A 19,383-nucleotide genomic window follows, 5' to 3' on the forward strand; every position below is an offset into this window, starting at 1 on the left:
GCACGGTGCGGGACGCGTCCTCCCCTCAGCGCATCCGGCCGCGCGCCTGCCTCTAGTGCGCGGCGTGGATCGGACCGGTCCGGGCGGCCAGCGGTGCCCCGGACGCTCCCGCCCGCACGGCCAGCACCTCGGCCAGGATCGACACCGCCGTCTCCTCCGGTGTCGAGGCGCCGATGTCCAGGCCGATCGGCGAGTGCAGGCGGGCGAGCGACTCCTCCGTCACCCCGGCCTCGCGCAGCAGCCGCAGCCGGCGCTCGTGGGTGCGGCGCGAGCCCATCGCGCCGATGTAGGCGGCGGGCAGAGTGAGCGCCGTCTCGAGCAGCGGCACGTCGAACTTCTCGTCGTGGGTGAGCACCGCGATCACCGTGCGCTCGTCCACCTCCGTCGCCGCGAGGTAGTCGGACGGCCACTCGACCACGACCTCGTCGGCGCCGGGGAAGCGCTCCGCCGTCGCGAACACCGGGCGCGCGTCGCAGACCGTCACGCGGTAGCCGAGCAGCGCCCCGGCCGCGCAGAGCGCCGCGGAGAAGTCGACGGCGCCGAAGATCAGCAGGCGCGGCTTCTCGGCACTGACGACGTACGTCACCTCGAGCTCGGTGCCCTGGCAGGCGATCTCCACGGTCGCCGAGCGGCCCGAGGCCAGGCGTGCGGCCCGCTCGGCCAGGATCCGGCGGACGGTGTCCTCGTCCAGCGCCGGCCCCACCACGTCCTGCGCGCGGGTCGCGCCGGTCAGCACCAGGCCGACGAGCTCGTCGGGGCCGCCCACGATCATCGCGAGACCCGCCGGGCGGCCCGCCCGCGCGGCCCGCAGCTCGGCGAGCACGGCCCCCGAGCTCGCGTCGACGACGTGGCCGAAGACGCGCAGCTGACCGCCGCAGGAGAGCCCGGCCGCGAACGCCGCCTCGTCGTCGAAGCCGAAGTGCTCCGAGCCCGAACCGCCCGAGCCGAGCACCTCCTGAGCGAGTGCGTAGGCCTGCGCCTCGACGCAGCCGCCGGAGATCGAGCCGATCGCGCTGCCGTCGGCGTCGACCGCCATCGAGGAGCCGAGGGCGCGGGGCGCCGAGCCGAAGACGTGGGTGACGGTGACCACGGCCACGCGCTCGCCCGCCTCGACGCGCGCGAGGAGCGGAACGGCGAGTTCGAGCACGGCGGCCTCCGACGTCGGCGGGCGGGAGGCGACGGCGCCGGCGGGGTCGTGCGGCCGGCGGGCGCTCACACGCGGGAAACATGCCGAGTATATGGTCGAACCCATGCCCGACGACTCCCCCTCGCTCGACCTCGTGATCCGCTCCTCCGCCGTCCTCACCGAGAACGGGACGCGGCCCGCCAGCGTCGCCGTCGCGGGCGGAGTCATCGTCGCCGTGGGCGACATCGACGCGCCCTGGAAGACCCTCGAGGAGGTCGTTCTCCCGGCCGGCCAGGTGCTGGTGCCGGGGATCGTCGACACGCACGTGCACGTGAACGAGCCCGGCCGCACCGAGTGGGAGGGCTTCGCCTCCGCCACCCGCGCGGCCGCCGCGGGTGGAGTCACCACGATCATCGACATGCCCCTCAACTCCATCCCGCCGACCACCACCGTCGCGGGCCTCGAGGCGAAGAAGGCGGCGGCCGGCCCGCAGGCGCTCGTCGACGTCGGCTTCTGGGGCGGGGCGATCCCGGAGAACCTCGGCACCCTCCGCGCGCTGCACGACGCGGGCGTCTTCGGCTTCAAGTGCTTCCTCTCGCCGAGCGGCGTCGACGAGTTCCCGCACCTCAGCACCGAGCAGCTCTTCGCGGCGATGCGCGAGATCTCCGCCTTCGACGGCCTGCTGATCGTGCACGCCGAGGACCCGGACGAGCTCGAGGCGAGCGCGAACAGCGGCGGCACCTCCTACGACGCCTTCGTCGACTCCCGGCCGCCCGCCTCGGAGAACTCGGCGATCGCGAGCGTGATCCAGGCCGTCCGCGAGACGGGCGGGCGGGCGCACATCCTGCACCTCTCCTCCGCCGAGGCGCTGCCGCTGCTGCGCGAGGCGAAGGCGGAGGGCCTGAGGATCACCGCGGAGACCTGCCCGCACTACCTCACCTTCGACGCGGAGACGATCCCCGACGGCGGCACGCAGTTCAAGTGCTGCCCGCCGATCCGGGACGAGCGCAACCGCGAGCTGCTCTGGAAGGGGCTGCTCGACGGCACGATCGACCTGATCGCCTCCGATCACTCCCCCGCCACCGCCGCGCTCAAGTTCGCGCACGACGGCGACTTCGGCCTCGCCTGGGGCGGCATCTCCGGGCTCGAGCTGAGCTTCCGCGCGGTCTGGACGGGCGCGCGCGAGCGCGGGATCCCGCTGGAGCAGGTCGTCGCCTGGATGTCGACCGCCACCGCCGCCTTCGCCGGCCTCGGGCAGAAGGGCCTGCTGCGCGCCGGCGCGGACGCCGACCTGGTCGCGTTCGATCCGGAGGCGGCGTCGCCGGTCGACGTCGACACGCTCTCGCACAAGAACAAGGTCTCCGCCTACGACGGCCGCGTGCTGCGCGGCGCCGTTGCGGCGACCTGGGTCGGCGGGGTCCGGGTCGCGAGCGGCACCGCGGCGCCGGTCGGCCGGCTGCTCGAGCGGCCCTGAGCCGTCACCGGCAGCGGAGTCGGAGCGACGGGACCGGGCCGCGTGTTCCGGTCACGTTTCCGCCGTGTGAACTCCCGCGGTTCCGGGCGCGGTTCCGGGCGGATCGCACAAGACTCGGGTGACGCGGGCGCCGGACGCTGAGCGCTCCGCCGGTGCGACGGGATCGTCGCGCGCGGCATCCTGGCAGACGGGCACCGCCCGGCCGCGCGACCGCGGACGCCCGCGGAGCCCCACGAACCACCGAACGCGAACAGGAGCGGACATGTCGATCATCCTCGGAGACCACCAGTACGGGAAGGCCGAGAACCGCGTCGTCCGGATCTACCGCGACAGCCCCCGGCACGAGATCCACGACGTCAACGTCTCGACCGCCCTGCGCGGCGACTTCGCGGCCGCGCACCTGACCGGAGACCAGTCCGCCGTCCTCCCCACGGACACGCAGAAGCAGACCGCCTACTCCTTCGCGAAGGAGAAGGGGCTGCGCTCGATCGAGGCGTACGGCCTCGAGCTGGCCCGGCACTTCGTCGACGGCACCGAGACGGTGCACGGTGCGCGCATCGAGATCGAGGAGTTCGCCTGGGAGCGCGTCCTGGTCGACGGCGCGGAGCACGACCACACCTGGGTCCGCAAGGGCCAGGAGGTGCGCACCGCCTCCGTCACCGTCGAGGGCACCGGCGACGCGCAGCAGGTCTGGATCACCGGCGGCTTCAAGGACCTGACCATCCTCAAGTCCACCGGCTCCGAGTTCCACGGCTTCCTCACGGATCCGTACACCGTGCTCCCGCCGACCCGGGACCGCGTGATGGCGACCTCACTGGTCGCGAAGTGGCGCTTCGCCCTCAGCGACGAGGAGATCGCCGCGAGCGACTGGGAGGCCGTCTACGCCGGAGTGAAGGCGCTGATGATCAGCCGCTTCGCCACCGTGCACTCGCTCGCCCTGCAGCAGACGCTCTTCGAGATGGGCAAGGCGGTGCTGGAGGAGTTCCCGCAGATCGTCGAGGTGCGCCTCTCGGCCCCGAACAAGCACCACTTCCTCTACGACCTCTCGCCCTTCGGTGTCGAGAACGACAACGAGGTCTACCACGCCGCTGACCGGCCGTACGGGCTGATCCAGGCCGCCGTCACCCGCGACGACGCGCCGGACGCCGGGCCCGCCTGGTACGCCTACTCGGGACTGGTGTGAGCGGAGGGTCCGGTCCGGGCGCCGGCCCGCGCGGCGTGCACCGCGGCCACGTCCTCCATGTGGCCGGCCGGCCCACCGTCGAGACGGCGGAGGCCGCGCTGGTGTCGATCCCGGACGGCGCGCTCGTCGTCGGCGATGCCGGGACGATCCTCTGGGTCGGGCCGCACGCCGCGCTCCCCCGCGACTACACCCACTGGCCGGTCACCGGCGACGCGGGCGCGTTCCTCCTGCCCGGCTTCGTCGACACGCACCTGCACTTCCCGCAGACCTTCTCGACCGACGCGTTCGGCGGCGGGCAGCTGCTCGAGTGGCTCGACACGGCGATCTTCCCGGCGGAGTCGCGGCTCGCCGACGAGGAGTTCGCCGGCCGTATCGCGCGGGCCTTCACGCGGCGACGGGTGAGCGCCGGGACGACCGCGGCGATGGTCTTCGGCTCGGCGTTCCCGCACGCGCAGGACGCGCTGTTCGAGCAGAGCCGGGCGGCGGGGCTGCGCACGGTCTCCGGTCGCGGTCTGCAGACGGTCGGGCCGCCCTCGGCCGCGGCGCTGCTGACCGGCGAGGACGAGGCCCTGGCGCTCGTCGCGGACGAGATCGAGCGCTGGCACGCGGTCGACACCGGCGACCCCGCGACGGCGCTGCTCCAGGTCGCGCTCGTCCCGCGCTTCTCGCTCTCGGTGACGCCGACGACGCTCGCGGGCCTGGGCGAGCTCTACGACGGGGTCCGCGACCGCGGGGTCTACGTGCACAGCCACCTCAACGAGAACGACCGGCCGGGCGACGGCGAGATCGCGGCGGTCCGCGCGAGCTTCGGCACCCGCAGCTACCTGGACACCTACGACGGGCTGTTCCTGCCCGGCTCGCAGCGCGGCGGCTCGTCCCTGCTCGGTCGCCGCACGATCCTCGCGCACGCCGTGCACTGCCAGGACGCCGAGCTGCACCGGATGGCCGCGACCGGCACCTCGATCGCGCACTGCCCGACCTCGCAGCAGTTCCTCGGCTCGGGCACGATGCCGTGGCGGCGCACCGCGGCCGCGGGCGTCACGATCGCGCTCGGCAGCGACATCGGCGCCGGCGACGAGTGGCTGCTCGCGCGGGTGGCCAACGACGCCTTCAAGGTGCACCTGTCGGAGGAGGGTGACGCGTCGATCGCGCTGCACCCGGCCCAGCTGCTCTTCACCGCGACGCTGGCGGGCGCGCGGGCCCTGGACATGGAGGACCGGTTCGGCAACTTCGACCTCGGCAAGGACGCGGACCTCCTCCGCATCGAGCCCGACCGCTGGGAGCCGCTCGCCGAGGTCCTCGCGCACGGGATCCGCGCCGACGACCCGGACGAGGCGACGGCGCAGCTGCTGTTCGCGCTGCTCTTGGGCCTGCGCGAGCCCGCGATCGCCGCGGTGCACGTGCAGGGCCGCCGGGTCGCGGCCCCCGCGCTGACCGACTAGCCGCGCAGGGCCCCCTTCTCATGCTGGTCGAGCAGCCCCGCAGTGCTCCCCCTTCATGCTGGTCGAGCAGCCCCGGAGGGGCGTATCGAGACCCACCCGTCAGAACGGTGCGTGGATCTCGATACGCGCGCTGCGCGCGCTACTCGATCAGCATGAAGCAGGGACGCTCAGCGCAGCCGCAGCGCCAGGAACAGGTCCGCGCGGTCGGACGTGTTCGAGAGGTCGCGCTGGGTCAGCTCCTCCACGCGGGCGATGCGGTAGCGCACCGTGTTGAGGTGCAGGTGCGTCTGCTCCGCCGCGCGCACCCACGAGCCGCCGCAGTCGAGGAACGCCGAGAGCGTCGCGACCAGCTGCGAGTTGTAGCGCGCGTCGTGCTCGAGCAGCCGCCCGAGCACCAGCTCGACGAACACCGCGCGGAGGTGGTCGGGCACCGCGCTCAGCAGCTGAACGGCCGAGGTCACCTCGCCCGCCGTCCCGATCCGCACCGGCGAGCCGTCGCCGGGCGCGGACGGCAGCCGCAGCGCGTACCGCGCCGACCGCAGGGCCCCGCCGAGCGCGGGCAGCGGACTCGGCGCGCTCACTCCGACCCGCAGCACCGCGCCGTCCAGCGCCGCTCCGGCTCGGCGCAGCGCCGCGGTCACCACGGCCAGCGCCTCCTCGTCCGCCACCGGGATCAGCGCCACCGCGCCGTCCGTGTCGCGCCCGACCACGGCCCGGCCGAGGTGCGCGACCGCGTCCGTGAGCACGGAGCGCGCCAGCTCGCCGCCGCCGTCCACCGCCGCCGCCAGCACCGCGAACCGCTCGACACCGCCCAACCCCAGCTGCCGGAGGTAGACCGCCGTCTCCGGCTGCTCGCTGTCCTCCTCGATCAGCTCGAGCAGCCGGTCGGCGAGCGCCGCGTCGGCCAGCAGCGCCGCCTCGCGCTGCAGGCGGTACAGCCCGACGACACCGGTCAGCTCGGTGATCGCATCGAGCAGCGAGGGGTGCCACTCGTTCCAGTCGCCCGCGACGACGACGAACCACGAGGCCGCGCGGTGCTCCTCCGCCCCGGCGACGGCGAGGACCGACAGCACGCCCCCGTGCGCGTCCGGCACGGTGACCGGAGTGCGCCGCGCCGTGAGCGCGGCGTGCACGACGCGGTCGACCTCGTCGGTGCTCAGCGGCTCCGCGGAGGCGGCGGCGGGGCGACCGGTCGCCGTCAGCACTCGCACGGGCCGCCCGAGCTCGGTCGAGGTGCGGGCGATCAGCTCGTCGAGGAGCTGCCCGCGGTAGACCTCCGTCAGCAGCTGCCGCTGGCGGGCGAGCCCGGCGGTCAGCCGCGCGACCCGGTCGCCCGCCAGCGCATTGGAGAGGTGCGCGGTGATCGAGGCGAACGAGACGTCGGCCGGCACGGCGAACAGCGCGACCCCGTGCGCGCGGCAGGCCGCGACCAGGTCGTCGGGAACGAAGCCGAGCAGCCCCTCGCCCGCCAGCAGCGCGACGGCGCCGGAGGAGGCGACCGCCGCGACGAACGTCTCGCTGTCCTCCGCGGTGCGCCGCCACATCATGCCGGTGAGCACGAGCTGGTCGCGGGCGAGGTAGCGGCGGGGGTCGAGCAGATCCGTGGTGAACGTCCAGTTCACCTCGCGCGCGAGCGCCTCCTCGGTGGTGTGCACCGCGCGGATCCGCAGCGTCGGCGCGTCCAGGAGCTCTCGGAGCTGCACGCTCAGCTCCCCCGGTAGGTGGAGTAGGCGAACGGGCTGAGCAGCAGCGGGATGTGGAAGTGCGAGGCCGTGTCCTCGAGCCGGAACGCGACGACGACCTCGGGGTAGAACGACTCCGTGCCCGAGCGCTCGAAGTAGGCGGCGGTGTCGAAGACGACGCGGTAGACGCCCGCGGGCAGCTCCGCCGGGCCGAACTCGGCGACGCGGCCGTCGGCGTCGGTCCGCGCGGTCGCGATCGGCTCCCAGCCGGACGCGCCGCGCACCTCGAGCGCGACCGGCACGTCCTGCGCCGGGCGGCCGAGCACGGCGTCGAGGACGTGCGTCGTGACGTGGCTGCGGTGCGCGCTCATCGGGCCGCCTCCAGGACGGCGCCGGTCTCCGGTCCGAGCGCTCGCACCCGCAGCACCGTGATCTCGCGCAGCTGATCGGCCACGATCGCGCGCTCGGTCTCGTCGTCGTGGCCGAGCCGGCGCTCGAGCTCGGCGACGATCTCGGCGCGGTCCCGCCCGGCCGCCCGGATGAGGAACACCCGTCCGAACCGCTCCTCGTAGGCCCGGTTGCCGGCCAGCAGGCGCTCGGCCAGCGCCTCGTCCGGCGAGAGGCTGGCCGCCTGCTCGGCGGCGGAGAAGTCGGAGGAGCGTCCGGTGCCCGCGTGCCGCTCGCCGATCCGCGGGTGGTCGGCCAGCGCCGCCTCCACCTCCTCGGCGGTGAGGCTGCGCGCGATCGCATCGGCCGCGGCCGCGAGGGCGTCGGTCGAGGCGTAGGGCGCGCCGGCGGCGACCCCGTCGGCCCAGCGCGGGACGGCGAGGCAGGCCAGGAGCGCGTCGCGGAGGGGGGTGGAGTCGGTCATGCGGTCTCCTCGTCGGCCGGGGTGTGCGGCACGATGGTCGGATGGACGTGGTGGGAGTGGTGCTCGCCGCGGGCGCCGGCCGACGCGCGGGCGGGCCGAAGGCGCTGCGACGTGATGCGGCGGGCGTGAGCTGGGTCGAGCGCGCCGTGGCGAGACTCGAGGGCGCCGGCTGCGGGAGCGTCCTCGTGGTGCTCGGCGCCGAGGCCGAGGAGGCGCGACGCCTGGTACCGGAGCGCATCGGAGTCGTCGTCGCGGAGGACTGGGCCGAGGGCCTGTCCGCTTCCCTGCGAGCGGGTCTGGCCGCGGCGATCGGCGACGCCGCGCTGGTGACGCTCGTCGACCTGCCGGACGAGCGGGCCGAGGTCGGCGAGCGACTGCTCCGCGACTCCCCCGTGGGTCCCGCGGTGCTCGCCCGCGCGACGTACCGCGGTCGCCCCGGTCACCCGGTGCTGCTGGGCAGCGCGCACTGGCGGCCGCTCGCGACGACGCTCACCGGCGACTCCGGCGCCCGCGACTACCTCGCGCGACACGGAGCACTCGCGGTGGAGTGCGGCGATCTCTTCTCGGGGGCGGACCGCGACGGGCCCGGCTGACGCGGTCATGCGAGCCCGCTCTCGTCGAGCGCGTCGCGCAGGGCCCGCCAGGCGAGGGTCGCGCAGACCGAGCGCACCGGGTTCGCGGCGACCAGCAGCAGCGCCGCCTCGTCGCCGAGCGCATGGCCCGCCGAGCCGTCAGGATCCGCCGCGCGTCCGGACACCGCGTCGTGCGCCGCCATCGCGTCGAGGAAGGCGACCACCCGCTGCCGGATGCTCGCCGGGTCGAGCCCGTCGAGCTCGTCCGCGAGCAGCGACGCGGAGCCCTGCGACACCTCGCAGCCGCGCCCGCTCCAGCTGATCGCCGGCGCCGCCGCGTCTCCGGAGACCCGGACCTCGATCCGGTCACCGCAGGTCGGGGTCAGCAGCTCGGCCCGGCCGAGCACCCCGGCCGGCACCGCCTCGTCGCGGCCGACCGGGTGCTGCGCATGCGCCCGGATCAGCTCGGCCGCCTCAGCGCTCACGGCCGCTCCTCCAGCTCCGCCAGCTCGGCGTAGAGCGTGCTGATGCCCGCGATGCGCTCGCGCGACTCCCGCGGCACGGCGCCGAGCACCCCGGCGGCCAGCACGGCGACCGCGCTCATCGCGGCAGCGTAGCTGTCGAAGGCGGCGTCGCTGTCGACGGGGCACTCCAGCCACACCGCGCAGCGATCCGCGAAGCGGCGGGCGTGCGCATCGGCGAGCAGCACGACGGGCACCCCGCGCGCGGCGAGCACGTCGACGACCGCGGCGAAGGCGGCGGGCCGCCGGCGGAAGCCGACCAGCACCACCGCGTCCTCCGCCCCGAGCCCGGCGATCTCCTCGCCGAGCGACTGCCCGGGCTGCGGCGCGACCCGCACGCGGGCGCGCGCCTGGACGAGCTGCTGGCGAAGGTGCAGCGCGACCGGGTAGCTGTTGCGCAGGCCGATCACGACGACCTCGCGCGCGCCCGAGAGCAGCCGCACCGACTCCTCGAGCCGCCCGTCCGCGAAGGTCGTCGCGAGCCGGCGGAGGTTCGCGTGCTCGCTCTCCAGGTGCGCGGCGAGCGCGTCGGCGGGGGCTCCGGCCGAGGCCGGGCCGACGGGGACCCCGGAGCTGCGCAGCGCGCGGGCGTGCTCGCGCACCTCCTGCGAATTGGAGAAGCCCAGGCGGCGGAAGAGCCGCGAGACCGTGGCCTTCGAGACTCCGCTGTGCTGCGCGAGCTCGGTGGCCGTGTAGCTGGCGAGGTCGCCGAGGTGGTCGAGGATGAAGTCGGCCGCGCGCTGCTCCTGCCGCGAGAGCGAGGCGTAGCCCGCGTCGATCCGGTGGCCGATGCTCGGTGCGGAGACCAGGGTCACACCCGGCCCGCCCGTGCCTCGGCGAAGGCGTGCACCGCCGCCTCGAAGGCGTCCAGTGCCGTCGCCACGTCGGCCTCGGTCACGTTCTCCTCGGGGTGGTGGCTGACGCCGCCCTCGCAGCGGACGAAGAGCATCGCGTACTCGGTGAGGTCGGCGATCGCCATCGCGTCGTGCCCGGCCTTGGAGAACAGCACCATCGGCTCCTCGTCGCCGGTCGCGCGGATGCCGGCGCGGACCACGTCCTGCAGCCAGTCGGCCGCGACGACGGCGGGCGCCCCGTGCGTCTCCTCGACGGTCAGCGCGAGCCGGCGGCGGCGGGCCGACTCCGACATCGCGTGCTCGATCTCGTTCCAGACGGTGTCGCGGACGTCGTCGAACTCGGCCCGAAGGTCGAGCGAGAAGTCGACCCGGCCGGGGATCACGTTGACCGCGCCGGGGAACGCCTCGAGGCGGCCGACGGTGGCGATCGCCCCGTGCTCGCGGGCGATCCGCTCGACGGCGAGCACGGCCTCGGCAGCGCCGGTCAGCGCGTCGCGGCGGCGGTCGAACGGCACGCCGCCCGCGTGGCCGGCCTTGCCGGTGAGGGTCAGGGCGAAGCGGCGGGCACCGGCGATGGAGGAGACGACGCCGAGGGCGCGGTCGGCCTCCTCGAGGTACGGGCCCTGCTCGATGTGCGTCTCGAGGTAGGCGAGCACGTCGGCCGCGTCGCGCGCCGCGGTCGAGATGCGCGAGGGGTCGAGGCCGAACTCGTGGAACGCCTCGACGAGGGTGGTGCCGTGCGCGTCCTCCAGCTCCCACCAGTGCTCGTCCCAGGTGCCGGCGACCGCGCGGGAGCCGAGCAGGGCCGTGCCGAAGCGGGTCCCCTCCTCGTCGCCGAACGCGACGACCTCGACGGCGAACGGCAGCCGGGTGCCGGCGGCGTTCAGCCGGGCGACGACGGCGATGGCGAGCATCACGCCGAGGATCCCGTCGTAGCGCCCCGCGTCCGGCACCGTGTCCAGGTGCGAGCCGAGCAGCAGCGCGGGCTGGCCGGGAGTCGCGCCCTCGTAGCGGCCGCACTGGTTGCCGGCCGCGTCCTGCCAGGTGCGCATCCCCGCGTCCTCCATCCAGCGCGCCGCCATCGCGTTGACGCGGGCGTGCTCGGGCGAGAGGTAGACGCGCTCGATCGCGCCGCGGGTGCTCGACACCGCCGCGAGCTCGTCGCAGCGCGCCATGATCGCGGCGGCGTCGACGACGCTCACGCCGCGCCTCCCCGTGCGGAGTCGTAGACGTCGTAGGCGCCCGCGACGCCGCCGCCGGGAGCGACGGACGCGCCCGCGCGGCGCAGGACCGCCTCGAGTGCGGCGAGGGTCGTCAGCACCGTGTCCTGGCGGGCGTTGTAGCCCATCGTGCCGATCCGCCAGACCTTGCCGTGCAGCGGTCCGAAGGACGTGCCGATCTCGATGCCGAAGTCCTCCAGCATCGCGCCGCGCACCGCGTCGCCGTTCACGCCGTCCGGGATGTGCACTGCGACGACGTTGTTCATCTTGTGCGCGAGATCGCCGAAGACGCGGAGGCCGAGCCCCTGCACGCCGGCGAGCATCGCCGCACCGTGCAGCTCGTGCCGCGCGATCGTCGTGTCGAGGCCCTCCTCGACGATCAGCCGGGCGCACTCGCGCGCCCCGTAGAGCATCGTCGTGGCCTCGGTGTGGTGGTTGAGCCGGCGCGGGCCCCAGTAGTCGAAGACCATGCCGAGGTCGAAGTAGTTGGAGCGGACGGGGTGCGCGCTGACCGCGTCGCCCTCGTCGCGGATCCCGGCCTCGATGCTCTTGCGCGCCTCGATCACGGCGACGGCGCGCTCGGAGAAGGTGACGGGAGCGGAGCCGGAGGGCCCGCCGAGGCACTTCTGCAGCCCGGCCGAGACGGCGTCGAGCCCGAGCTCGTCGGCACCGAACGCATTGCCCGCGAGCGACGCCGTGACGTCGGTGTAGAACAGCACGCCGTGCTTCTCGCAGACCGCGCCGAGCTCCTCGAGCGGCTGCGCCATGGTCGTCGACGTGTCGCCGTGCACGACCGCGAGCACCTTCGGCCGCACGCGCTCGATCGCCTCGGTGATCACCGAGACGGGGAACACCTGGCCCCACTCCGCCTCGATCACGTGCACCTCGGCGCCGCAGCGCTCGGCGATCTCGCGGAGGAGGTGGCCGAAGCGGCCGAAGACGGGCACGAGCACCCTGTCACCCGGCTCGAGCATCGAGACGAGCGCCGCCTCGATGCCGGCGCGGCTGGTGCCGTCGACGAGCATCGTCTTCTCGTTCGAGGTGGCGAAGACGCGGCGGTAGAGCTCCTGCGTCTCGTTCATCATCGAGGTCATGAACGGGTCGTACTGGCCCACCAGCTGCGCCGACATCGCGCGGAGGACCCGCGGATCGGCGTTGATCGGGCCGGGACCCATCAGCAGCCGGGGCGGCGGGTCGATGGGGAGGAACGTCGAGATCGCGGGCGCGGTCGGAATGGGAGCCACCTTCTTCGCAGTCGGACGGGCAGAGAAAAACCTGTTTCAACTCCCGAGCGTACTGCAACAGACGTTTCGCCCATGTTTCGGCGCCGGAAGAGACACCGGGAAGAGCCGCCCGCAGCCTTCGCTGGTCGAGCAGCCCCGCAGGGGCCCACCATCGACACGGTGCTCTGCTCCGTGAGACCCGCCTACCTCAGCACTTCCGCCGCCAGCTCCAGCAGCGCCAGATCCGCCCCGCGCGGCCCGACCAGGCACAGCCCCACCGGCCGCCCGTCGACGCTCAGCCGCGGCACCGACAGCGCCGGGTACCCGCCGATCCCCGCGAGGCAGGTCAGCCCGAGCGTCGCCGTCCGCGCCGCGTCGATGACCTCGGCCGACGCGTCGAGCGCCGGCGCGACCGACGACGCCGACGGCAGCAGCAGCACCCGTCCGCCGAGCGCCGCGTCGAGCCGCTCGCGGAACCCCGCGACCCGCTCCCGCGCCGCCGCCTCGGTCTCCGCGTCGATCCGCGCCGCCGCGTCGAACCGGCCCTGCACGTCCGGTGCCAGCACGCCCGGATGCGCCGTGACCCAGTCACCGTCCGACGCCCACGCCTCCGCGGCCTGCACCGTCCGGAACGCCTCGACCATCTCCGCCACCGGCGGCAGCTCGATCCGCTCGGCCCCGAGTCCGTCGACGGCCGCCGAGAACGCGGCCGCGACCGGTGCGTCGACCCGCTCGAGCAGCGCGTCGGCGACGACGAACCCGTTCGCCGGCGATCCCGTGGGCGCGGTCAGCGCGATGCGCGCCACCCGCCGCAGCGTCTCGAGGTCCCGCGTCAGCCACCCCACCGTGTCGAAGCTCGGCGCGAGCGGCAGCAGCCCCTCGACCGGCACCGCGCCGTGCGTCGTCCGCAGCCCCCAGAGCCCCTGGTAGGACGCGGGCACGCGGATCGACCCCGCCGTGTCCGTCGCCAGCCCGATCGACGCCTGCCCGAGGGAGACCGCGGTGGCGGGTCCGCTCGAGGAGCCGCCGGGGATCGCCCCCGGCACCGCCGGGTTCGGCGGCGTCCCGTAGCCGGAATTGCGCCCGGCGATGCTGTACGCGAACTCGTCGGTCTGCGCGATCCCGCGGACGGAGGCTCCCGCGTCCAGCAGCATCGCGACAGCGGGCGCGGTCTCCCGCTCCACGGAGGCCTCCGCCAGCCGCGCGGGGATCCCGGCGCCGATCCGCTGCCCCTCGAGCGCGAAGAGGTCCTTCACCGCCACGTCCAGCCCGTCGAGCGGCCCCGACGCCGAGGCGGGGACGAGCGGAGCCCCGATCGCCCGCCAGACGCGCACGTCGAGGGCCGGCACCGGGGCCTGCACCTGCGCCGCGCGCACCCGCCACACTCCGGAGTCGCGCGTCCACAGCTGCGTGACGAGCCCGCGTCCGCCCTTCGACGGCAGGTTCACCGTCACGACCAGCGCGTCGTCCGCCCCGAGGGCCCGCACGTGCAGCTCGGCGAGCGCCCGCGCAGGCGTCCCGCCCCGCCGCCCGCGGAACCCGGTGATCGCCTCGTGCCCCACGAGCAGCCCGGAGGCGTCGCCCCGCAGGGTCGTCGGCTCGCGGACGAAGGCGTCGGCGAGCGCCGGAACGTCGTCGGTCGACAGCGCGGCCTCGTAGGCGAGCACCGCGTCGACGAGCCCGTCGGGCAGCTCCCCCTCCAGCGTCGTGACGCGCGGCTCGCCGACGTGCGGCTCACTCATCGAAGTCCGCCGTCCGCACGCGGGCGTGCACGCCCTTCACCAGGTCGACGACCTGCGAGATGTTGAAGTCCGTCGCGGCACTGAGGTACGCGTAGGCGAGGCTCGCGTCCATCCCGTAGCGGGCCTGGAGCAGCGCGATCGCCGCGCGCACGCAGTTCTGCACCGCGACGTCGAGATCCTCGTCCATCCCGGTCGGCACCAGGAACTCGGCCGTCTCGCCGAGCGGCCCGGCGATCTCGCCGAACGCGGCGAGCGCCTCCGCCCGCGGGATCACCTCGAAGCGCACCCGCACCCGCAGGCTCGCCTCCATCGCGGTCAGCGCGACCTCGCCGTCGCCCTGGGCGAAGTGCGGATCGCCGACGTAGGCGAGCGCCTCCGGCACCTGCACCGGCAGATAGACGCTCGTGCCGGCCGTCAGCAGCGAGATGTCGATGTTGCCGCCGTGCGCGCCCGGAGGCACCGAGTGCGGTCGCTCGTCGCCGGCCACCGCGACGCCCATGATCCCGAGGAACGGGTGCAGCTCGAAGCGCGCCGAGCGCTCACCCCCGGGCGTCAGCGGCAGCACGCCCCGGCGGATCCCGTCCTCGCCCGCCTCCACCCGGGCGAAGGCGCTGAACGGACCCGCGGCCAGCGGGTACTCCCCCGGCAGGGCACCGCGCCCGTGCCGGTTCGAGATCACGCCGTACGGGACGCGCGGCTCGGCCTCGAGCAGCGTCATCCGCAGCAGATCGCCGGGCATCGCCCCGCGCACTGCGATCGGGCCGGTCACCACGTGCGGCCCGTCGACGGCGGTGTCGCGGAAGGGGCCGCCGGCAGCCAGCTCGACGGCGTCGCGCAGCACGCCGTCAGCAGCGACGCCGTGCGCGCCGAAGAACGCGACGGGATCGCGGCCCTGGTCCTCCAGGACCCCCTCGTGGCTCAGCGTGTCGATGACGACCTCAGCTCCTGAGTCGACGGTGAGCACCGCCCGATCGCTCGCGCAGGGCAGCCGCCCCCACAGCACCGACCCGGAGCCCGCCGGAAGGTACTCGATCCCCTCGGGGAGTCCCTCGCCGGGCTGGACCGCCCACCCCGCCGGCTGCTCCTGCGCCGGCCGCTCCTGCGCGTCCCGATTCTGCACGTCCTGCACCATGGCCGCCTCTCCGCGCAGGTCCGCCCCGCGCTCCGTCCGACAGTAGCGGCGCCGTGTTGCGCCCTCGTGTCCCAGCGCGCGGCCGCATCCATGGCAGGATCGGCCCCGCACCTCCCCCTCTCCCCTCCCGCGAGATGCCACTTGTGCGCGCGACACGCCGGTGGAGGTGGTCACAAGTGGCATCTCGCGGCACCACCTCCGACGACAGGACCCCCGTGTTCCGACGCCTGCGCACGCGCACCGACAACGTCCACCTCGGCCTCATGCTCGCCCTGACCTTCTCGACCGGCATCATCGACGCCGTCGGCTACCTCGGCCTCGACCGGGTCTTCACCGGCAACATGACCGGCAACGTGGTCATCCTCGGCATGGCGCTCGCCGGTGCCGACGACCTCCCCATCGTCGGCCCGATCATCGCCCTCGCCGGCTTCATGCTCGGCGCCGCGGTCGGCGGCCGCGTCCTGCGCCCCGTCAAGGTCGGCTGGACCACCCGCTCGTCCTGGCTCTTCACCGTCGTCGGCCTGCTGATGGCCGTGCTCGCCGTCGTCCTCGGCGTCGTCCCCGAGCACCCGGAGCCGCTCGCCCTGACCGTCACCGGCGTGCTCGGCCTGGCGATGGGCCTCCAGGCCGCGACCGCCCGCCACATCGCGGTCAAGGACGTCACCACCGTCGTCGTCACCTCGACCATCACCGGCCTCGCCGCCGACTCCCGCCTCGGCGGCGGCAAGGGCCAGCCCTGGTTCCGCCGCGTCACCGCCGTCGTCCTGATCGCCGCCGGCGCCGGAGTCGGCGCCCTGGCCCTGAACGTCGGCCTCTGGCTCGGCCTCGCCATCGCCGCCGCGATCACCCTGATCGCCTCGCTCCTCGGCCACCTCGTCGCCCACGTCAAGCACGCCGTCCCCGCGGAGGAGAAGGCCGCCGCCTGACCCGGCCCCGCCCGTCCAACGGAGCGGGCCGACGCAGAACATCAGTCAGGAGTCCTGCTCATCGCCCCTCAGCGATGACCTGCCACCTCAGCTGATGTTCTGCAGCGGCTCCTCCGTCGGAGGGAGCGCCGACCGAACCATAGGTCGCGACGCTCAGCGCGGCGGCCGCTGGCAGTGCGGGCAGAGGAGCGACGAGCGGTTCATGAACGGCTCCCAGACGATCGGCACCCGCTCGGCCGGCTGGCCGCAACGCGGGTACGGCTTGCGCGTCTGACCTCAACGCTACGGCTGTACGCGTCGTAGCTGCAGGAGTGTTCTAGTTGACCTTTTAGGCGTCGACACCCGTCCCGTCCTCGATCCGGCAAACTGCGGCCTCCGCAAACCCAAAAGCTCGCAAGGCAGCGAGAACCGACCAGCGCCGCAAGCAACTCACGGACCGAAATCGGGCACTAGGGACGGCTGAAGCCGCCAGCCGCAGGCGCTACCAGAATCACAGATCGATGCAGACTCGACGAGGAACGACGCATCGCGGCGAGGCGCCGACATCGGACGACGCTCTGGGTAGACTTGCGTCATGTCGTTTGCCCACACGGCTGCGACCGCCTGGCAAGTGCCAGCTTCGCATCCGCCCCGTTTGTTCCTTGGGCCTAGGCGACCAGGGCGTCGGTTTGAGCCGATTGCGGAGAAACTTCTCGACGATGATTTGGTGACGCTTTCAATGCGCCTGCCTCACGCGAATCAAGGCCTCGCCGTGGTCAGCGAATTCTCCGGGAGTCGAGGCGTCGCCGACGCCGTTGCAATGATTGCGTGGCAGAATCCTGTTCAAGAGCGAATCAGCCTCGGCCTGCCCTTCTTGATTAACGAGACAGAGTGTTCAATTGTCGCAGCCCTGTCCCCCAATCAGACTCGAACGATGCCGCATGTGGCGTCTAGATTAGGCATGAGTGAGTCTCAATTGACGAGAAGACTCCGAGCACTTACACAACAAGGCCATGTCGAACAAATCGGTTCTGGATTCCGCCGGGCCAGAGGGCTGGGTCCGGTCGGTCGCTCCTACGCACTAGAAGCGAAAGTAAGTAACTGGCGCCAGGGAATCAGCCAAGCACTTCGTTATTCCACTTGGTGCGACGCGGCCGCAGTCGTCCTACTTAATGAACCACGAAATCTTGCGGATGCCAAGTCTCGCTGCGCGACGCTCGGCCTGGGCCTGGCAGCAAAAAGCAGGTGGATCATCCGCCCTCGCATTGGAAAGCCTAACCCTGGTTTACGTCTAGCCGCTTCAGAGCGATTTGTGCAGCAGATAACCTTGCTATAAGCCCTCCGCCGATGCGTACGCCTCCAAAACAGTCGACTGGTTGACGACCCAAGCAGTCTTATCAACTTCGCGAATCACCGGGCTCAAATCCGTTATAAGACGATCGTAGTCAACTTGCGCAACTCTGTACCGTTCACGAAGAGCGTCAACTCGACCCCCTCGATCACGACCGAAGCCGTCGACCGCATAAACCGCTGCCCGGAGTTGCGTTAGATGATGCAATCGCTGACTCTGGTCACTCGGCGGCATCACAGCGCCTCGAATGCGCAGCGCCTCAACCGGATTCCATCGCTCTATGGCATCTGCGGTGTCGCGCCGCAGGATAGACAAGAGCCCTCCCTGGGTTACGTAGGAAGCCGGGATTCGAATACCAGGATCTGAATCGACTCGGAAGGCTAGAGGATCGAATGTTCTTTGAGCTCGGTCCCAACCACTTCCGACAGTGTCCGCGCCTGCCGCTACGCCTGGTAAGCCCGAGAAGTCACTGTAAGCGATCACGACCCGGGAGCGAAGGGACAATGAATGAACGGTTCGACATAGGCCTGCATAAGCAAGCGTATTCTCAAGGTCAGGCACGTGATCTAGCACGACATCATTGGCGACGGTTATCACCCAGAGCGGTGCACGCAACGCCGCGAGAGTACCAACGTAAGCATCGAGGTGCGCGCCTGATGCCCAGAAAGAGCGAGTACCGACCAACGATTGCCCGCTCATACGCTCAAGGCCCTGTGCGACGCGGGCTAAATCACGCGCCGTATGCGCATCGCTCGTCAGAGGCGAATCTAGCTGCAAGGTCGGCGCGAGTAACTGGGCTCCGAGCTGGCGTTGGCGATCAAAGACCTTTTCAACGTGTGCAAGCTGAAGAGCAGGACCTGCAAGGCTACGGCCACCCGGCCCCCATAGTTCCCAGGTATCGTAGAAATCCCACTTATTTGACGTCGGAAGTAGCGCCGCATGCGTCATTGGGTCGAACAGGACCTCACCCGACACTTCGCCAATCGCAGATACCATATCGGTGGCGCTCGGATGTCGCGGCACTGCGACCCTCGGTGTCGAAAACGGCGTAATGATCACGCCATCAGCGCGGCCTTGACTTATGGCATCGATACACCATTTCTTGTGGCCGATCCGACGTCCATCATGAAGCAGGACACCGCTCATCGCTCACCCCTAAAGCTCTTAATGGCTTTGACTAGCTCAGCACCGTCAAGATAACGCCTCGCCGGCTGCCTATCAAGGCAAGTGTCAATAACTTCGCAAAGATCTGTTGAGAGCCCTGAAACGACAGTGGCAATCGGCGGCGCTTGCTCTTCAGTGAGGGCGATGTCGTACTGCTGCTGCGTTACGTTTGGATCAATTGGAAATTTTCCTGTGAGAGCATAGTAAGCCAAAATGCCCAACGAGAAAATATCACTCGCCGGCACAGGCTCGCCCCCAAAAACATGTTCAGGCGAACGCCATCCTGGAGTTCCGGGCTGGAAGCCACCCGTGATTGCAGTCTTCGCGAGGTGCCGCGCTAGCCCAGGGTCCATCAGGACGAACCTACCATCACTGGTTTTTCGGACATTACCTGCAGACAAGTCGCGGTGCACAACCTCAAGCTCATGGCACGCAGCCAAAGCCTCGGCTATATCACTGATCAATGACCAAACCTCAGCCTCAATCCAACGCTCAGCAAAACACTGTTGAAGATCCTTGCCGTCGAGCAGCTGCTCAGCCCAGCAAATAGCTTCAGTTGGCTCGCCAACCTCCACAGCGTCGGTCAAAACTTTCACAACCCTATCCGACTCGACTGCGGAGAGCAGCTCAACCTCACGATGCGCCCGGTTCAAGGTGATGTCGCCGTTCGGGCCCGGAATGATCGGTACTACTTTGGCTACCGCAGGCGCGCCGCTCAACGTTCCTACCAGAACAATCTTTTGCCCGCCCTGCGCAAGCGGCTTGGCATCCTCGAAGCCGAGTGCAGCGCAGACGCTGCTTATCAGTTCCGTTATGTTCAAGGGAGGCTCCGTCGCGTCTGTGTTACCTTCACGGGGGTCGCCGCCGATCTACGATGGAGCGCCAGCAGGCCGATTTTATCGGAAGTGGAGCATCAGAACG

17 protein-coding genes are annotated in these 19,383 nt (G+C 71.8%); 5 read left to right on the forward strand and 12 right to left on the reverse strand.

What is annotated here, in order from left to right; all coding sequences use genetic code 11:
* Window positions 1-52: 52 nt before the first annotated feature.
* Window positions 53-1,216, reverse strand: a complete 1,164-nt coding sequence (locus HRK28_RS01440) for an XdhC family protein (RefSeq protein ID WP_367948316.1) — start codon at window positions 1,214-1,216, stop codon at window positions 53-55.
* A gap of 34 nt (window positions 1,217-1,250) precedes the next feature.
* On the opposite strand from HRK28_RS01440, the gene allB reads away from it, so the two are divergent.
* From allB to HRK28_RS01455, 3 genes are all read left to right on the forward strand, one after another.
* Entirely contained in the window at window positions 1,251-2,600 is a 1,350-nt protein-coding gene (gene allB, locus HRK28_RS01445; RefSeq protein ID WP_173250208.1) for an allantoinase AllB, read from the forward strand.
* A 262-nt stretch (window positions 2,601-2,862) separates the two neighbouring features.
* Entirely contained in the window at window positions 2,863-3,783 is a 921-nt protein-coding gene (gene pucL / locus HRK28_RS01450) for a factor-independent urate hydroxylase (RefSeq protein WP_127886323.1), read from the forward strand.
* A complete protein-coding gene (locus HRK28_RS01455) occupies window positions 3,780-5,225 on the forward strand; it encodes an amidohydrolase family protein (protein ID WP_173250209.1) in 1,446 nt (481 codons plus the stop codon). The genes pucL and HRK28_RS01455 overlap by 4 nt, the downstream gene beginning before the upstream one ends.
* A 167-nt stretch (window positions 5,226-5,392) precedes the next feature.
* Here HRK28_RS01455 and HRK28_RS01460 read toward each other — a convergent pair whose 3' ends face one another.
* The 3 genes from HRK28_RS01460 to uraD are packed head-to-tail and all read right to left on the reverse strand — an operon-like array spanning window position 5,393 to window position 7,778.
* On the reverse strand, window positions 5,393-6,928 hold the full coding sequence (locus HRK28_RS01460) for a helix-turn-helix domain-containing protein (protein ID WP_173250210.1): 1,536 nt from the start codon (window positions 6,926-6,928) through the stop codon (window positions 5,393-5,395).
* 2 nt (window positions 6,929-6,930) lie between these two features.
* Window positions 6,931-7,278, reverse strand: coding sequence for a hydroxyisourate hydrolase (gene uraH / locus HRK28_RS01465; RefSeq protein ID WP_173250211.1), 348 nt, complete (start codon window positions 7,276-7,278; stop codon window positions 6,931-6,933).
* Window positions 7,275-7,778, reverse strand: coding sequence for a 2-oxo-4-hydroxy-4-carboxy-5-ureidoimidazoline decarboxylase (gene uraD / locus HRK28_RS01470; protein ID WP_173250212.1), 504 nt, complete (start codon window positions 7,776-7,778; stop codon window positions 7,275-7,277). The genes uraH and uraD overlap by 4 nt, the downstream gene beginning before the upstream one ends.
* A gap of 41 nt (window positions 7,779-7,819) precedes the next feature.
* Here uraD and HRK28_RS01475 point away from each other — a divergent pair, with 41 nt between their 5' ends.
* Complete coding sequence (locus HRK28_RS01475) at window positions 7,820-8,371, forward strand: NTP transferase domain-containing protein (RefSeq protein ID WP_173250213.1); 552 nt, start codon at window positions 7,820-7,822, stop codon at window positions 8,369-8,371.
* A gap of 5 nt (window positions 8,372-8,376) precedes the next feature.
* Here the strand turns inward: HRK28_RS01475 and HRK28_RS01480 are convergent, their stop codons facing one another.
* From HRK28_RS01480 to HRK28_RS01505, 6 genes are all read right to left on the reverse strand, one after another.
* Window positions 8,377-8,835 (reverse strand): iron-sulfur cluster assembly scaffold protein, encoded by a 459-nt coding sequence (locus tag HRK28_RS01480; protein ID WP_173250214.1) that lies wholly within the window; start codon window positions 8,833-8,835, stop codon window positions 8,377-8,379.
* Entirely contained in the window at window positions 8,832-9,686 is an 855-nt protein-coding gene (locus HRK28_RS01485) for a MurR/RpiR family transcriptional regulator (RefSeq protein WP_244231830.1), read from the reverse strand. Before HRK28_RS01485 ends, HRK28_RS01480 begins: the two co-directional genes overlap by 4 nt.
* Complete coding sequence (locus tag HRK28_RS01490) at window positions 9,683-10,927, reverse strand: allantoate amidohydrolase (protein WP_367948317.1); 1,245 nt, start codon at window positions 10,925-10,927, stop codon at window positions 9,683-9,685. Before HRK28_RS01490 ends, HRK28_RS01485 begins: the two co-directional genes overlap by 4 nt.
* Complete coding sequence (locus HRK28_RS01495) at window positions 10,924-12,120, reverse strand: alanine--glyoxylate aminotransferase family protein (protein ID WP_173250954.1); 1,197 nt, start codon at window positions 12,118-12,120, stop codon at window positions 10,924-10,926. The genes HRK28_RS01490 and HRK28_RS01495 overlap by 4 nt, the downstream gene beginning before the upstream one ends.
* 251 nt (window positions 12,121-12,371) lie before the next feature.
* Window positions 12,372-13,910 (reverse strand): AtzH-like domain-containing protein, encoded by a 1,539-nt coding sequence (locus HRK28_RS01500; RefSeq protein ID WP_173250215.1) that lies wholly within the window; start codon window positions 13,908-13,910, stop codon window positions 12,372-12,374.
* The gene (locus HRK28_RS01505; RefSeq protein ID WP_173250216.1) at window positions 13,903-15,042 is read right to left on the reverse strand and encodes an acetamidase/formamidase family protein; all 1,140 of its coding nucleotides are present in this window, start codon (window positions 15,040-15,042) and stop codon (window positions 13,903-13,905) included. Before HRK28_RS01505 ends, HRK28_RS01500 begins: the two co-directional genes overlap by 8 nt.
* Before the next feature lie 215 nt (window positions 15,043-15,257).
* Between HRK28_RS01505 and HRK28_RS01510 the strand changes: the two genes are divergently transcribed.
* The gene (locus HRK28_RS01510) at window positions 15,258-15,968 is read left to right on the forward strand and encodes a YoaK family protein (protein ID WP_367948318.1); all 711 of its coding nucleotides are present in this window, start codon (window positions 15,258-15,260) and stop codon (window positions 15,966-15,968) included.
* Between the two features lie 1,309 nt (window positions 15,969-17,277).
* On the opposite strand, the gene HRK28_RS01515 is transcribed toward HRK28_RS01510, so the two are convergent.
* Together HRK28_RS01515 and HRK28_RS01520 are read right to left on the reverse strand one after the other, a co-directional pair.
* Entirely contained in the window at window positions 17,278-18,444 is a 1,167-nt protein-coding gene (locus tag HRK28_RS01515) for a hypothetical protein (RefSeq protein WP_173250218.1), read from the reverse strand.
* On the reverse strand, window positions 18,441-19,283 hold the full coding sequence (locus tag HRK28_RS01520; RefSeq protein WP_173250219.1) for a serine/threonine-protein kinase: 843 nt from the start codon (window positions 19,281-19,283) through the stop codon (window positions 18,441-18,443). The genes HRK28_RS01515 and HRK28_RS01520 overlap by 4 nt, the downstream gene beginning before the upstream one ends.
* Between the last annotated feature and the right edge of the window lie 100 nt (window positions 19,284-19,383).

Origin of the sequence: Rathayibacter sp. VKM Ac-2835 (genome assembly GCF_013266705.1) — a bacterium.
Classification (GTDB): domain Bacteria; phylum Actinomycetota; class Actinomycetes; order Actinomycetales; family Microbacteriaceae; genus Rathayibacter.

Coding starts and splice junctions, on each gene's coding strand:
- allB (WP_173250208.1), top strand. CDS start 1,251: ATGCCCGACGACTCCCCCTCGCTCGACCTCGTGATCCGCTCCTCCGCC.
- pucL (WP_127886323.1), top strand. CDS start 2,863: ATGTCGATCATCCTCGGAGACCACCAGTACGGGAAGGCCGAGAACCGC.
- uraH (WP_173250211.1), bottom strand. CDS start 7,278: ATGAGCGCGCACCGCAGCCACGTCACGACGCACGTCCTCGACGCCGTG.
- uraD (WP_173250212.1), bottom strand. CDS start 7,778: ATGACCGACTCCACCCCCCTCCGCGACGCGCTCCTGGCCTGCCTCGCC.
- HRK28_RS01475 (WP_173250213.1), top strand. CDS start 7,820: ATGGACGTGGTGGGAGTGGTGCTCGCCGCGGGCGCCGGCCGACGCGCG.
- HRK28_RS01495 (WP_173250954.1), bottom strand. CDS start 12,120: ATGGGTCCCGGCCCGATCAACGCCGATCCGCGGGTCCTCCGCGCGATG.
- HRK28_RS01500 (WP_173250215.1), bottom strand. CDS start 13,910: ATGAGTGAGCCGCACGTCGGCGAGCCGCGCGTCACGACGCTGGAGGGG.
- HRK28_RS01505 (WP_173250216.1), bottom strand. CDS start 15,042: ATGGTGCAGGACGTGCAGAATCGGGACGCGCAGGAGCGGCCGGCGCAG.
- HRK28_RS01515 (WP_173250218.1), bottom strand. CDS start 18,444: ATGAGCGGTGTCCTGCTTCATGATGGACGTCGGATCGGCCACAAGAAA.